This is a genomic window from Pedobacter cryoconitis (assembly GCF_003259615.1).
Taxonomy (GTDB): domain Bacteria; phylum Bacteroidota; class Bacteroidia; order Sphingobacteriales; family Sphingobacteriaceae; genus Pedobacter; species Pedobacter cryoconitis.
On sequence record NZ_QLLR01000016.1, the window covers coordinates 44,937 to 60,682 of the forward strand.

Below are 15,746 nucleotides of genomic sequence, written 5' to 3' on the forward strand. Positions count from 1 at the left end.
ATTTGCAGGAATAATTAAGTGGTAGAAAAACATGTCAACAGCTCTATCTCCTTTTGAAATGCGCTTTTTTGACTTATCTTAACCCTAACTTTATTCCATGCAGCGCCTCTTAATTATCTTTACCGTTTTATTATTACTTTCTTCCTGTAAATCAACTGTGGTTTATGAAGAATATCCTACTGTTTATCAAACGGGCGACAATAAAAATTGGGCAGAAAAAAACTTCAATGCTGCTCAGTGGACAACTGAAAGAGGAAACACAGCCAAGGGAATCTTCTGGTCACGGTCACCAGTAAAACTGATCAGGTCTTCTGCTGTTCCAATGGGCCTGCATATTGAAGCTTTCGGCGCTTTCGAAGTCTATTGGGATGGGATACTGCTTGGTCATAATGGGCAGATCACACAAAAGGATAAACCTGAAGTAGCTGGTTATACCACAAGTTATTTCCAGATACCCGATTCTTTAGCGCATATGGGTACGCATATTTTAGCCCTTCGTACCTCACAATCCTACTTAAATGGAGTAAAGCGACCTGTTGGGATAGAATTAAATCAATATCCAGCGCTATTAAGAAATCCGCTGATCATCACATCATTCATGAATTTGATGGCAGGGGCTTTCCTGATTGCTGCAGTTTATTATTTTTTCCTGTACCTCAACAGCAGGCGCAAAGAATACAGTATCCTGATTTTTGCAGTCATTTGTTCACTATTTTTTTCTTTACTGATTGCAGAATATATCAAATTCTACATCGCTATACCGTATACCCATTTTTTTATACGGCTTGAAATTATTGGCTGGCTGACTTTTGCAATCGCTATACTGGTTCCCCTATATTTCAGCATACAGTTCCACTTCAACAGGAAAAAGATATTGTTGATCACCCTGTTCATGATTCTGATCAGTGTATACCTTGTAAATTATGATCATTTTGATCTGACCGCCATAGTGTATAGCCGGGTAATGTGGTTTACAGCTGTGATCATTGTACTGAACGCCATTGTTCAAAAGGAAAAAGGCGGATTCATCGTGCTTATGGGTTTACTGGCCAGCGCCATAGTTAATCATTTTCTGCTTTATGATTTCGGCTTATTCATCAGCTTTACCCTGATCATTTTATGTATGCTATACCTGCATGCTTTACGCGCCAGAATAATAGAAGATGAATTTCAATCTTCCTTACTTCTTTCTTCCAGATTACAATTAGAGCTGATTAAAAAGAATATCCAACCTCACTTCCTTAGGAATACACTGACCTCGCTGATGGACTGGGTAGAAGAATCTCCAAAACAAGGTGCTGAATTTATCCAGGCACTGGCAGGTGAATTTGACATTATGAATTACATAGCCGAAGCCGTGTTAATTCCAATAAGACAAGAAATAGAACTTTGTAAAACTCATCTTAAAGTGATGCATTTCAGGAAAGAAATATGTTATGAGTGGGAGGAATCCGGAATTGATGAAGCTGAATACCTTCCTCCTGCACTGATACACACGCTGCTTGAAAACGGGATAACCCATAGTATTCCAATTGCCAATAGCCTCATTACTTTTAAATTGACTTATTTACGTACAGCTGTTTACAAGCAATATACTTTTGAAACGCATGCGCTGAACCGGGAAGTATCAAAAAAAAGAAATGGAGGCAATGGTTTTCGCTACATCCAGGCCCGTTTAACAGAAAGTTATGGAGATCGCTGGAAATTCATTTCAGCAGCAATTCCAGGGGGCTGGTTAACTACGATACAGATTTACGACAAATGATGAGAATATTAATTATTGAAGATGAGGCAAGGATAGCTAAAAGAATCGAGCGGATGACCCGCAATCATTTTGAACAGAATATAGCTGCTATTGCAATTTGTGATTCCTTACAAAAAGGTTTAGTTTATATAGCAAATCATCCTATTGATATTTTATTATTAGATCTGAATTTAAATGGTGAAAATGGCTTTGACATCTTGGAGTCGATGGTAGCGGGCTCATTCCATACGATCATTGTTTCTGCCTATACAGATAAAGCAATCGACGCATTTACTTATGGCGTACTTGATTTTGTCCCTAAACCATTTGATCAGGCAAGGCTGTCGATGGCTTTCAGAAGGATTACCAACAGTGGAAAAACAACTGAAAGTACAATGAAATATCTGGCTGTAAAAAAAGCTGGTATTACCCGTTTGATAGCCATTAAGGATGTCCTTTACATTAAAGGGGCAGGAATTTATAGCGAATTGTATTTACAGGATGGTAAACAGGAACTACATGACAAATCAATGGAAATGCTGGAACAGCTGCTGCCGGGTTCATTTGAGCGTATTCACAAATCGTATCTGATTTCTTTAGATCAGGCAGAAAAAATTATTATACGCCCGGGAAGCAGTTATAGCCTTTTACTTAAGAATGGTGAAATACTGCCTATTGGCAGATCCAGGTACAAAGAGCTAAAACGAAAGATGATTTAACTAAATTATTTGTAATTGTAATCAACGATTACTCCATTGATAGCTAAACGTTTATTTTTAACCTGCATTTTACCCTGAGCAGGAACACTCACCAAAACAACTGATTTTAGTGCTGGAATAGTCACATTAACCGCTTTAGACACATTGCGGGCCACATAGCGTTGCGCAACCAGATCGTAAATATCTGATTTTGCCTGGGTAACTTTGAACGAAATGTTTTTAGGTACAGGGTAAGGATTATAAAATAAATGTGTCGGATAGGCATCTTGTTTAAAGAAGTCGGTAGCCAGTAAATCCAAACCTAAAATACCTTTCACTTCTGTCTCTTTGACGATGCTGCCAAAAATCCCGGCATGCCCGCTTCCATATACACTAAATTGCGAAACATCCGGATTTTGACCAGGAACCCATTTAGGGCCGTCACCCTGTGCTACCGGAGCTTTCAAAGTCTGGTATAAAGTGTCAAAAGTAGAAGCCTTTGCAAAGCCTTCATAAGCAATTACCCCTTTGGTCACATCGGCTAAATCAGGGATGGTTTGATGTTCCCCCGGCATGTACTGGGGATAGAAAAGCCGCGACGCATTTACGGCATTCAACATCCATTTCCCGATTGCATCCGCATATTCAGGTTTATACCTCACCAAAGGGACTAATGGCCATGCCGCATCAAAAGTATTCATTAAAAAGGCATATCCATCATGATCTACAGTGCTGCCCACAGTTCCGGAAATGTCAAAACCATTCCAGTTCCCAACCAAAAATCCCCAGCCCTCTCTACAAACTGCAGTACCATCAAACGTCCAGTCCAGCATTTTAGCCGTATCAAAATTTGTTCCTTGTTCTGCATTCATCCTGGCCGCTACATAAGCACCAAAAGGCATCAGCAGTTCATAAGTAGGATTGATCTTTTCACTTTCCAAGGCCTTCATGGCACTGATTGCACCTTTGAGATAACGTGGATCACCAAACTTTTTATAGGCTGAATACAAAACGTATGCATGTCCGGCAGCTGCGTCCGGTTGGGCACAAATGTGTGTAGACATGGGTTTCATTTGCCCATAATCGAAATAGGAATATTTGTAATTGCCGTTCAAAATGGAATCGGCCTTGTAAAATTTCTCTGCGATGCTTCTGGCCATCATTTCAAAACCAGGCTCTGCAGGGTATTTGTCGTAAACCGCATAAAACAAGACATTGGGATACACATCGTACCACCAATCGCGACCGTAACCACCGCCCAATAAGGCAACTTCAGGCGCAGTATTGTTCATCATGATGTCCCATCCAGTATCCTTATTGAAATAATTCCGTAGCATCCCTACATAGTTTAAACCCTGTTGTTTGCTTTTATCGAGTCCGACCAGGGTAGCACCTAAAACAGCGCCCATATTGGCCACCGCTTCATGAAACATGCCTTTATTATGTTGTAAGCCTTGTCTCACATCTCCAATAGCGGTATACATCCCTAAAGTCGGTTCCTTAAAGTTTTTGCCCGTACTGTCTATCCAAACCATTGGCCAGTATTTCCCTTTAGCGTTGAAATCATATACAGTGCGGTCAAATTTAAGCGCCATAGCTTTCCAATCTATGATTTGAAGTGGTTGAGGCAGATCGGCCATCGCGTCAACACGACTGATATTAACTTGTTTAACCTGAGCCTGGGAAAGCGTAAATAGAAATAAGATAAGGAAGGTGATCAGTTTAAATTTCATAGTATCGGGTTATTTAATGTATTTACTAAACTACAGAATGATTTGGATTGACAACGCTGCTCAAACTTTCAGCCTCAAGTTCCAACTCCTGGTTCATAATTTTTCCTTTTTTAATGATGCCTTTAGCCACCCAGTACGAACTGAGCTGTAAAACGGCAACAATAATAATGGCATAACGCAAAGCGATTTCAGTAGAGAAATAGTAAGCAAGCAATAAAAATGTCCCGGCACCAGTTAAACGACCAACGTATAAACCAGCCTCGTGATTCAAAATATAGGCAAATTCACTTCGTTTTTCCTTTTTTGTAAGAATATCAATCACGCTAAACTGGATCGGGAAATAAGCCAGATCCAATAAAGGCTTGGCCAGTAATAAAAACAACATAAACAGAATCACTCCAGTTTCATTAAACAGGATTCCGTTGATAAGTGCTGCGATGGTAAACAAAGCCAGTCCAATTCCAAATACATATACCCGGTGTTGTGGCCCTGTTTTACGCCCGATGATGTACATCAGCACAGCGGCAAATATAGCACCAACCGATTGAGCGGTACCCAATGCGCCTTCTTTACCCAATAAAAGCATAATCAGCATCGCCGGAGCTGTAACCAGGAAGCCTTGCACCAAACCTTTCAATACCGCCAGAAACAGCAATTTATTCCAATAAGGATCAAACTTAAAGTAAATGAATTTTTTATTGATTGGATTGATAAACTTACCAGTAAAACACATGATGGATGCACCAATGGTGACGATAAACACAATGCCTGTTACAATTTTATAGGCAAGCTTAGCATCGCCGGTACCTGCATAAAACTCGATAAACCAACCGATCAAAACTGGAATGACCACCGCGATAATGGTATAAAAGAAAGTTTCCAGTCCATAATAGTAATTTCGGTTCTCATCATTTGTGGTCGCCAGCGCCAGAAAATCCCGGTTTGCCCAGTAAAATCCAAAGGACATGCCCATCACAATTCCCGCAATGGCAATTCCGGTAATGTCCAGGGTAGTCAGCGACATCATAATCATCATGGAAATGCCGCTCAGTACCATCCCAAAGGAATAGAGTACCTTAATGGGAAAACGATTCAACAACCACCCATTGATTAAAAAAGTTAAGGGTATACCCGTATAAATTGTTAATTGATACACCACCACTTTAACCGGATCGTTGGAACTGCGCATCACATAAGCCGCAACAAAAATATCAATAACCGGCAAGACCAGGCTATAGATTAAATTGGTTAAGGTAAGCACCTTAAAGTTATGCGACTGGCTTTTGAAATGTGCAATTTCAGATTTGAGTTTGCTAATCATAGGTTAAGGCGTTTAATATTTCAGTGATTGAAAACTTAGCCCCGCAAACAAATTCATCTGCAGCACCATAATAAATGGTCAGTTCATCCCCATGAACCACATGGCCATTGGTAAATACCACATGACCAAAAAAGCCGGTCAGCTCATATTCTGCGGTAGGTACCATAATAGGATCTGCTGTTCTGGCCAACACCACAGTCGGGTCGTTCAGATCAAGCAGGAAAGCGCCCAGGCAATACCGTTGCCCGGCATTGGCACCGTGGTAAATTTCCAGCCAGCCTTTTTCCGTTTTAATGGGTGCTGCCCCGGCTCCTACTCTCTTGCTGTCCCAACTTCCTTTACGGGTCTGGATGATGCACTTATGCCTGCCCCAGTGGATACCATCCGGAGATTCGGCAATCCAGATGTAGTTACCCCCCAGATCCACACTGCTTGGGCGGTGCAAGGCATAGAACTTCCCATTGATTTTTTCTTCAAATATGGCACAGTCCTTATTGTGAGGCGGGATAATCATGCCTTCCGATTCAAAAGTCTTCCAGTCTTTGGTAGTGCGTAAACCAACACCAACACCCTGACCGGAAACGGCAGTATAGCTGAGGTAATACGTTCCATCCAATAAAGCCACCCGGCAATCTTCTATACCAAATGCTTCCTGATCAGTTTCACCCTTTAACAAGGGATAACCTTCAGGTTGATAAAAGTCAATGCCATCATCACTGCAAAGCAGGCGCAAATGAGACAAAGTGGTTAGGTAATCTAAACCTTTATAATTGATCACCCTTGGATCACTGGCGTTCAGTTCCGGGTCATTGGCCTGAATTTCTATAATTTCAATTCCGTCACCTTTCAATACCGGGAAAGAGATCAGTCCTTGCTGCTGTTCAGGTCTTTCTGCTACTCGTACCAATAACCAGGTTTTGCCCTCGAAAGTAAAAACCCCTGGGTTTAGCAGGCAGGTAATTTCTAAGCCTGGCCTGCTTGGTTGAAGGTCAATAGGAGATAATACAGGATTTTGTGTAAAACGTTTTGCAATGTCTGTCATGCCGTAAGAAATAAATGATTATAATAATTAGTAACCTGGGTTTTGAGTGATCACACCAGCAGTTTTATCAACCTCTCCTTGTGGGATCGGATACACGTAATTTTTATCCTGAAAGTTTTTACCCTGTGCAGTCAATACAGTTTTAGCTGTTTTCCATCGCTTTAAATCCAGAAAGCGTTCACCTTCCAGCCCCAGCTCTACTCTTCTTTCCTGCATCAACCAGGTTTTCACCAAGGCCTTATCCGCAGAAGCAGGACGATCAGGAAGTGTACCCGCCGGAGCAGTTGTTCCGGTAATGGTCACTGTATTTCTGGCACGTTGTCTAACCTGATTGATAATTGAAATGGCACCAGCCTGATCGTTCATTTCATTTAAAGCTTCCGCTTTCCATAAGATCACATCTGCATATCTGATGTAAACTTTGTTGTTTGGTGCATCATCATTCCCTTTATTTGAACCCGTTTTCTCGCCTAACAATTTGTAGATAGTTTGCTTGCTGACATCAACTGTATAACCTAACCTGGGATCATTTGCTTCAAAAGCATTCACAAAATTTGTGGTCACGGCGAAGAAACCCCAACCCAGTGGCGCGCAATAACCATTGCCGTTTGAAGGGGTTTGCCCGGTAGTATGATTGTAAGCAAAGATCACTTCGTTGTCGGTGAATTCTTTGGTCTGATCAAAACTGTCAAAGTAGTTTGTATTTAAACTATAAAAACTCAAAGCCTGTAATTCATTGATTAATGTAATCACCTCTGAATATTTTTCATTGAATAAGGCAACCTTGGCCTGCAAAGCGATAACAGCACCTTTTGACACTCTCCAGGGCTCAGCCGAATTGGAGAACTTTGTTGAAGGCATTGCAGTTTTAGCAGCTGCGAGATCGGCAGTAATTTGTGCATAGACCTCTGCTTTGGGAATTCTTCTTGCTACTGCATAAGCCTCATTAAAGTTTTCCAAAGGTTTTAAAACTACAGGTACATCGCCAAAGTTATTCACCAGATCAAAGTAATAATAAGCTCTCAAAAAATAAGCTTCGCCCAGAGAACGGGTTTTTAAATCGGCACTGATCCCAGTCTTGGCGATAATGGTTTCATTGGTTAAATAGCTAATGGCTGTATTTGCCCTGGCAATTCCCTCATAATCATAAGACCAGATTCCTTTAAAAGCCTGGTTACCGGAAGTAAATTGAAAATTATCTACCTCATCCATCCAGGTCTGATCTCCATCCATGATCCATTTTTTCATGGCATCATCAGAAGCGATGTCCTGTACAATAAAGTCATTTCTGAAAACCGTTCCGTTCGTCCAATCCCATTGTCCCAAAAGGTTAAGAGTGTTTGAAAGCATTCTGTAAGATGAATTCACAGAACTGGTCAGTAGATTTACGGTTGGGTTTGCAGTCGCATCAATATTGGTAACCAAACCTACAGGGTCCAGATTTAATTCTTTTTTGCAGCCCCACATCAGGAACAATGCTGCGGTGAATATTGAAATGTATGTCTTTTTCATCTTCGATTTAATTAAAATTTGATATTAACGCCAAACAAGTAAGCTTTGGATTGCGGATACGTACCATAGTCGATCAGATCCACAGTCTCGGGATCAAGTCCTGTATATTTGGTACGTGTATAAAGATTTTGACCAGAAACATATAGCCGAATATCCTGAACACCCATTTTAAGTTTTTTGATTACGTTTCCGAAAGAATACCCTAGTTCCACATTTTTAATACGCAGATACGAAGCGTCTTCCACAAAAATACTGGAGATTTTTTCTCCGCCGGTTGCATTTTGACTTAGTCTGGGGGTGGTATTTGAAGTACCTTCTCCATGCCAGGCATCTAAAACTGCCGTGGTATGATTAAATGGCCTGGTATCATAGTCTATGATCTGCTTCAATTGGTTGTATCGGTCAACTCCCTGAACACCTTGCAGCAATACAGACAAATCAAAACCACGATAAGAACCAGACAAATTTAGTCCGTAAGTGAATTTAGGGATGTTGCTACCCAAAAACGTACGGTCCTTGTCGTCAATAATACCATCGTTATTCAAATCTGCAAATTTAATATCTCCCGGTTTTTGCGCATAGCCTGGCGTGCCATGCAAATAACTGGCAATCTCAGCTGCGTTTTGGTAAATACCGACCATTTTGTAGCCGTAGTAGGCATTTATAGGCTGTCCCACTACAGTTCTGTAGGGTGAATTGTCAGCACCCACCAGTGGTAAGTTTGGATGCAGCTTCGTGACCTGATTGGAAAGTGTAGCAAAGTTTCCATTGACACGGTATTTGAAGGCATGGTCATTGTTCGCATAAGTTAAACCAAATTCAAAACCTTTATTTTTAACCTCACCTGCATTTACCCTGGTAGGCTGTAAATCACCGATAAAACCCGGCAACTGCAAGGGCAATAAAATATCAGAAGTAACTTTCTGAAAATAATCCATACTGATATACAAGCTATTTTTAATCAAGCCTAAATCAAGCCCGATATTTGCCTGTGTCACTCTTTCCCATTTCAAATCAGGATTGCCATATCTTAATTTCTTATATTCTTCACCATCCTTTGTAAAAAGAGTCTGATAATCATAATCCCCGATGGCATACTGATTACCTAAAGAACCATAACTCGCCCTTAGTTTCAAATCAGAAATCCATTCCATAGGTTTCATGAAATTTTCTTCTGATATTTTCCATCCTGCAGAGAAGGAAGGGAAATAGCCCCATTTGTTATTTTCACCAAACCTGGAAGATGCGTCGGCACGCATATTTGCAGTTACAAAGTATTTATTGTCGTAGCTATAAGTTACGGTTCCAAATACAGAAAACAGGTTGTTCTCTGTACCGCTTCCACCATTAAACAAATTCAATGCAGTACCTCCTAAATCTATATACTGAAAAGAGGGCGAGGTATAATCGTATCTTCTTCTGGAAGCAGAAATGGCATCAGATTTATTGCTGATGTATTCAGACCCCACCAATGCGTTGAATACATTTTTCCCTATAATTTTATCATAAGACACCGTATTGGTCCAGGTAATATTGGTTTGTTGCCCTCTTTCCTCATTTAATCCGTTCGGACGGTTTTGTCTGCCGGCTCCCGGATCGATAAAGTTCCCGCTGGCATCCTTGGCACCTTCTCCATTATCATCGCCAAAATTCACAAGAAAAGCTTTGTTATGTCTGAACAATAAATCCATACCCAGGTTTGTCCTGACTTTTAAGCTCTTATCTTTTAAAAATGCGTATTCTCCATAAGCATTTCCAAATGTTCTGAAACTGGTACGCTTATCGTTACTAAAATTGGCCAGCGCAATGGGATTTGAGGTCAATTCAAAGCTTTTATCCCAACCATTTACCTGATTATTGTTCTTATAAAAAGGAAGATCAGTAAAAGGATTTGCAGCAGACCAGGTTAGGTCAGACGGATCTTTGTAAACACTCAAAACAGGTGGTCTTAAAAAAGCATGGCGAATGATACCAGGCGCATCTCCTTTCGAAGATAAAGCATCCTGTGTCTCATTAGAAATCTGCAGATTGGTTCCGACTTTAAAACGATCTGTCACATTTGCATTTACATTTGCCCTAAAGTTCAGCCTTTTATAACCGTCATTGCCATAAATGACAATGCCGTCTTGTTTATAATAACCACCAGCCAACAGATAAGTGATTTTATCAGAGCCTCCGCTAATCGACAATTGTGCGCTTTGCGAACGGCCAGTTTCAAAAAGTTCTTTCAGCCAATCGGTATTGGCAAGATCAGTTCTTGATTTTGCAGTAGTATAAGGATTGGTACCGGAAAGGCCAGTTGTATTATTCCAGGCTTGTTCCTGGACATTCAAGTACTGCTGGGTATTCAACATCTTCGGCAAATTGGAAACTTTCTGAATCCCGTTGAAATAGGTAAAATCAATTTTGGAGAGTCCTGAAGCACCCTGGTTCGTTGTAATGACAATCACTCCGCCCGAAGCTCTTGAACCATACATGGCCGCAGCTGAAGCATCTTTCAATACAGTCATTGTTTTGATGTCCCCAGGATTTAAGAAGGAAATGTCATAAGTGGATACCCCATCCACAATAAACAAAGGATTATTGCCATTGATGGTACCCTGCCCGCGAATAGTGATGTTAATCGGATCACCAGGGGCACCTGTACTTTGGGTAACCTGCACCCCGGCAACCTGACCTTGCAGTACCTGGGATACATCAGAAACACGTCGTTTTTCGGCATCAGCCATATTGACCAAACCAGTAGCACCTGTTAATGCTGACTTTTTCTGACTGGTATACCCCAATACAACCACTTCATCTAAATCTGAAGTACCCGGCTTAAGCGAAACATTTAAAGGTCCGCTGCCAGAATAAGGCAAGGTAAGCGCGGTATAGCCCAGATAATTAAAAACGAGTGATTTAGCACCTGCCTCTGATAAGGTAATGGTGTAATTACCATTCGCATCTGTAGCGGTTTTGTTTTGTGTATTGAGTTGCTGAACAATAACACCCGGAAAGGGGACATTATACTCGTTAGTAACTTTTCCACTAATTTTGACCTGGGCCAGGGCTGCAAAACCTGAAAGTACCATTAATAGTACCATACCCAGAGAGAAATATAGATTTCTTTTCATCTGTGATATATTTGGTTAAAGCAAATTTATCACAGTGGTACTGTTCAGAGGTGTACTATAGTTACAAATTAGTTCACTATAGTTACGAAACGGGGTTATTTTCTTCGTATTGCTGTTGACGGTACTCATTTGGAGCACAGTTATAGATTTTTTTAAATTCCCTGAAGAAATAAGATTTGTTATTGAATCCGGTCCGGTAAAAGATTTCTGAAACGGTATATTGCGATACGATCAGCATATCTGCAGCGTGTTTCAGGCGGATTCTTTTGATGAATTCTGAAGGGGTCATTCCCGCCAGGTTCTTCAGCCTGCGGTACAATTGCATTTTACTGATGGCTAACGCATCTTCAATCGTTGCAGCATTCAGGTCCGGCTCGTTTAAGTTTTCTTCAATAACTTTCAACAACGATTCTAAAAATTTCTTATCTGTGTCGGCAATATCCGCGTCCATAAACTGCGTAGTGATGTGCTGATCTTTAATCAGGCTCGCCATCCGTTCCTGGTAATCGAGTAGTTTCCGAATCCTAACCAATAAATAGTTGATCTGAAAAGGTTTAGGGATATAGGCATCGGCACCTAGTTCATAACCTTCGGCCTTATGGTCTTCAGAGCCCCTTGCTGATAAAATAACAAAAGGAATATGGGCCATTGCAGGTGTTTGTTTAAGCGTTCTGCACAATTTCAGCCCGTTCATACCTGGCATCATCACATCACTAATAATGATATTGGGAAGAGTTTTATTTAAAAAAGCCAGTGCTTCTATCCCGTTAGCCGCTTCATAAACCACATACTGGTCTTTCAATACATTTTTGATCAGATAGCGAAGGTCCGGCTCATCCTCAACCAATAATACACTCTGTTTGTTCCCTTGCTGCAAATCGTGAATCAAACTGTTTTTGTTTTCCTCCTCAGCCGAAAGTAGTTCTGGTTGTTCATACACTTGCACCAGTGATTCATATAATGCAGACGGAGCTGAAGTAATCACTTTTCCCTCATTTTCATCAGCAACCTTATTCAATTGAATACTTACACTAAAGTCTATCCAACCGTTGTCCAGGCTAACCTGAATATCCGCGTTAATCAAGTCAGCGAGCTCTTTGGTAAAGGCTAAGCCAATTCCAGTACTGAACTTCTCGGTTTGTTGTTCGTTGCTGACGTAGAATTTATTGAAAATCACCTCCAGGTGCTCCGGCTTCAGGGTACAGCCGGAGTTTGAAACCCGTATTTCCAATAAACCGGCCGGACTGTAAGCAATGTTTAATTTTACAGTTTCTCCTTTGCCAGAATGTTTAAAGGCATTCGACAATAAGTTAAACATGATTTTCTCAAATTTGTCTTTATCTATAAGTCCGGCAATATCTTCGGGAATGGTCCGGATATAGACTTGCTTATTTCGTTCGCTTAATGGAATAAATAAAAAGGAAAGGCTATCCAGCATTTTGCTGATGTCCACATAGTCCTCATTCTTTTTCAGATAACCAGCCTCAGATTTTCTGAATTCCAGCAGTTGCTGCACCAGGTAAGTTAACCTGGCCGTATGCTGGTGGATCATGGAAATGAAGTAATTGCTATCCTTCTTTTGAAGTCGCTCTACAGACCCCATGATCATAGTTAATGGAGTCTGGATTTCATGCGCAATATTGGTGAAGAAATTCAGGCGCTGCAGGTGCTCCTCTTCCTCTTTTTCTCTCAACAGATGTTCCATCCTGAGCTGGTACTTCATTTGAAGTTTATTTTTCCGGTAAACATGAAAAGCATACCCAGAAGCGATCAGGATTATAAAGTAGCAAAATAAGACCGGATAGGTTAGCCAGAAATACTGCTCAACATCCAGCTTAAAAACACTTACACCTTCAGTCCAAGTACCTTCACCATTACTCCACCTTACTTGCAGCGTATACTGACCCGGAGGTACATTATTATACACAATATTGCCAATAGCACCAGAGTAGTTCCAATTTTTATCAAGTCCGGCAAGTTTAAAAGCGAATTCAGTCTTTGCTTCATTTAAATAACTCATCGGCTTCAGGCTCAATTGGAAGAAATTGCTTTTTCTGGCCAGGATATATTCAGGAACAGCAGCTCCTCCAAGTTTCAATACCTGCAGCCTGTTTTCATCCAAATTCTTACCCCCCATCTGAATGCCCGAGATCAGCAAATTCGGTTGTAATTTATTGCTGGCAATTTGCTCCGGGACAAAATAATTGAAACCATAAATCCCCCCAAAGAACAATGTCCCTGAAGCCGACTTCCAAACTGCGCCGTCGCTGAATTCATTACTCTGCAAGCCATCACTCGCCCTGAAATTAGCAAAAGCACCATTGGTTGTATTTAATTTAGCCAACCCCTTATTCGTACTTAACCAAATATTGCCCGATTTATCTCCTTCAATTCCATGGATGGTATTGTTCGGCAGGCCGTCATTAATAGTAAATCGTTTAAATTCAGGCTTATCTTTTAAGGATTCGGAATGAACCAGCATATTTAAACCATAACTGGTTCCTATCCATAATCTCTTTTGAGGATCATGGTATAGCGACAGCACGTCATTGTTGGAAAGACTGTTTGCAGCAGTGGAAGCTTTAAACGTTTTGAATTGTTCTGTCTTCTTATCGAGTACGCTCAGTCCTCCATATCGGCAGGCAATCCAGAGCCGGCCCTGATCATCAGCGCTCAGTGCATAAATAATATCATTGGCCGGACCTTTCCCGTTGCTCGAAAGAAACTGTCTGAAATAGTTTAAACGGAGTACCCCATTGCTATTTTTGGTCAGTTTTAAATGGATCAAACCACTTCCGCTCGTACCCAGCCACAGGGAACTGTCAGGATCAGTTACAATCGCATAAACAGAACCAAAACCGGGCACTGCTGATGTTCCGGCCACTTGCGACCAATTGATCACCTTTTTCGCTTTTAAATCGTAAATATCGATGCCCTTTCCATCTGTTCCGATATATAGATAAGGCTCAGCACCTTTTTTTAAAGCATATACGGCATCATTTGTTAAACCATTGCTGGTATTTACACTTTGTCTCTCAATTTGATTAAAAGCTTGCTTCCGCAAGTTCTTCAGGATCACGATACCTTTTCCCTTGGTTCCTACCCATAAATTACCCGCTACCTCTACAAAAGCACGTACGGGCTTAATTAAATCGGCAACATTGTTTTTATTGACCAGTCCAAAGTGATTGATCTTCGGATAAATTTTGATGAGCCCGTTTCCATCCGTCCCGATCCACAAAACGTCATCTTTTGCAACTTCAACAGCCGTTATTTTGGTATTGGTAAATTGTCCAGCTTCATGCTGCAGTAATAATGCCGGCTTAAAGGCTTCATCATAAACGCCAATGCCAAGCCCTTCCCAGGCTGCAATATAGTGGGAGCGGTAAAAATTGAGTGATTTAATACCTGAGGGAATTTCAGTGAGTTTAACCGCCTGAAACTGATCATTCAAAGACCATAATCCATTTTTTTCGTCCGTAAAAAGGACCTTATTGTTAACAAGAAAAAAATTATCGATCCGGATATTGGCTTTTATGGTTCGAACCCGGTTCATACCACTACCCTCTGCTTTAAATAAGGACAATTGCCCATCATTTTGCAGTGTCCAAATGAGATTACCTTTTCCACTTTCGATTTTGACAACTGCTTTAAACCCATCGGCAGATTTCATTTGCTTAAACTGATTGGTTTGCCTGTCAAACCTGCTTAAACCATATGTTTTACTATAGCAGAGAACAGTTCCATCTTCTGAAACGACCAATTTATATTCCTTTTCGGTTATGCTCCGTTTGATATTGAGATTGTAAAAATATTGATAAAATTTGCCTGTAGCCTTTTCAAATCGGGTAATTCCACCAACCGTACTGATCCAGATGTTAGCATTTTCATCTTCTTTAATATCCTGGATTACATTGTTACCAATTCCGTTACCGTGATTTTCGGTATTGTGATTGAAGATCCGGAAATCTGTACCATCATACATATTTAAACCGTCCCAGGTTCCGACCCATAACAATTGATCTTTATCCTGAAATACCCTGTTAACAGCACTGTTTGATAAACCATTCCGGTTATCAAACTGCTGAAAGTAATATGCGTTAGTTTCTTGCCCCAATACAGGGCTCTGCCTGGCAATACAAATAAAAAAGACTGCGAAATAGACCTTTAAAAAGTGATTCATCGATAAGTATTGGGATTGCAGATTAACACGTACAATATACGACAATTCTTCCGCACGAACTTTAACAACACTGTCCGAATGACATTAAAAGCCTTTTTAGGTGTTCAAGCTTGTTCGTACATTTTTGCGACGATGAAACCAGTTTACGAACTCAAAAGTCCACGAAGCAGTTACAAGAAAATCAGGAGTTCGAGAATGCAAAATGTAAAGTATTCACATTTTGGGAATATCATGAACTATAGAACCTCCCCGAAACAAGAAAAGCCTTAGATTTCTCTAAGGCTTTCAGTGCACTTGTAGGGATTCGAACCCCAAACCTTCTCATCCGTAGTGAGATGCTCTATCCAATTGAGCTACAAATGCGTTTCCCAATTCTGTATCGCTTTGGGATTGCAAA

8 protein-coding genes and 1 tRNA gene are annotated in these 15,746 nt (G+C 40.8%); 2 read left to right on the forward strand and 7 right to left on the reverse strand.

Going from position 1 to position 15,746, the window contains the following annotated elements; genetic code table 11:
* Nucleotides 1-97: 97 nt before the first annotated feature.
* Together LY11_RS15340 and LY11_RS15345 are read left to right on the forward strand one after the other, a co-directional pair.
* Nucleotides 98-1,765, forward strand: a complete 1,668-nt coding sequence (locus LY11_RS15340) for a histidine kinase (RefSeq protein WP_111634544.1) — start codon at nt 98-100, stop codon at nt 1,763-1,765.
* Nucleotides 1,762-2,463, forward strand: coding sequence for a LytR/AlgR family response regulator transcription factor (locus LY11_RS15345; RefSeq protein WP_211321565.1), 702 nt, complete (start codon nt 1,762-1,764; stop codon nt 2,461-2,463). Before LY11_RS15340 ends, LY11_RS15345 begins: the two co-directional genes overlap by 4 nt.
* Nucleotides 2,464-2,468: 5 nt before the next feature.
* Here the strand turns inward: LY11_RS15345 and LY11_RS15350 are convergent, their stop codons facing one another.
* From LY11_RS15350 to LY11_RS15380, 7 genes are all read right to left on the reverse strand, one after another.
* Entirely contained in the window at nt 2,469-4,175 is a 1,707-nt protein-coding gene (locus LY11_RS15350) for a hypothetical protein (protein ID WP_111634545.1), read from the reverse strand.
* A 25-nt stretch (nt 4,176-4,200) separates the two neighbouring features.
* Entirely contained in the window at nt 4,201-5,496 is a 1,296-nt protein-coding gene (locus LY11_RS15355) for an MFS transporter (protein ID WP_111634546.1), read from the reverse strand.
* Nucleotides 5,489-6,538: a glycoside hydrolase family 130 protein gene (locus LY11_RS15360; protein WP_111634547.1), complete on the reverse strand. Its 1,050-nt coding sequence runs from the start codon at nt 6,536-6,538 to the stop codon at nt 5,489-5,491. Before LY11_RS15360 ends, LY11_RS15355 begins: the two co-directional genes overlap by 8 nt.
* Before the next feature lie 27 nt (nt 6,539-6,565).
* The gene (locus tag LY11_RS15365; RefSeq protein WP_111634548.1) at nt 6,566-8,050 is read right to left on the reverse strand and encodes a RagB/SusD family nutrient uptake outer membrane protein; all 1,485 of its coding nucleotides are present in this window, start codon (nt 8,048-8,050) and stop codon (nt 6,566-6,568) included.
* 11 nt (nt 8,051-8,061) lie between these two features.
* Nucleotides 8,062-11,166 (reverse strand): SusC/RagA family TonB-linked outer membrane protein, encoded by a 3,105-nt coding sequence (locus LY11_RS15370; protein ID WP_245952794.1) that lies wholly within the window; start codon nt 11,164-11,166, stop codon nt 8,062-8,064.
* A gap of 82 nt (nt 11,167-11,248) precedes the next feature.
* On the reverse strand, nt 11,249-15,349 hold the full coding sequence (locus LY11_RS15375; RefSeq protein WP_111634549.1) for a hybrid sensor histidine kinase/response regulator transcription factor: 4,101 nt from the start codon (nt 15,347-15,349) through the stop codon (nt 11,249-11,251).
* Between the two features lie 289 nt (nt 15,350-15,638).
* Nucleotides 15,639-15,712 (reverse strand) — tRNA-Arg (locus tag LY11_RS15380).
* Between the last annotated feature and the right edge of the window lie 34 nt (nt 15,713-15,746).

Coding starts and splice junctions, on each gene's coding strand:
- LY11_RS15340 (WP_111634544.1), top strand. CDS start 98: ATGCAGCGCCTCTTAATTATCTTTACCGTTTTATTATTACTTTCTTCC.
- LY11_RS15345 (WP_211321565.1), top strand. CDS start 1,762: ATGATGAGAATATTAATTATTGAAGATGAGGCAAGGATAGCTAAAAGA.
- LY11_RS15350 (WP_111634545.1), bottom strand. CDS start 4,175: ATGAAATTTAAACTGATCACCTTCCTTATCTTATTTCTATTTACGCTT.
- LY11_RS15355 (WP_111634546.1), bottom strand. CDS start 5,496: ATGATTAGCAAACTCAAATCTGAAATTGCACATTTCAAAAGCCAGTCG.
- LY11_RS15360 (WP_111634547.1), bottom strand. CDS start 6,538: ATGACAGACATTGCAAAACGTTTTACACAAAATCCTGTATTATCTCCT.
- LY11_RS15365 (WP_111634548.1), bottom strand. CDS start 8,050: ATGAAAAAGACATACATTTCAATATTCACCGCAGCATTGTTCCTGATG.
- LY11_RS15370 (WP_245952794.1), bottom strand. CDS start 11,166: ATGAAAAGAAATCTATATTTCTCTCTGGGTATGGTACTATTAATGGTA.
- LY11_RS15375 (WP_111634549.1), bottom strand. CDS start 15,349: ATGAATCACTTTTTAAAGGTCTATTTCGCAGTCTTTTTTATTTGTATT.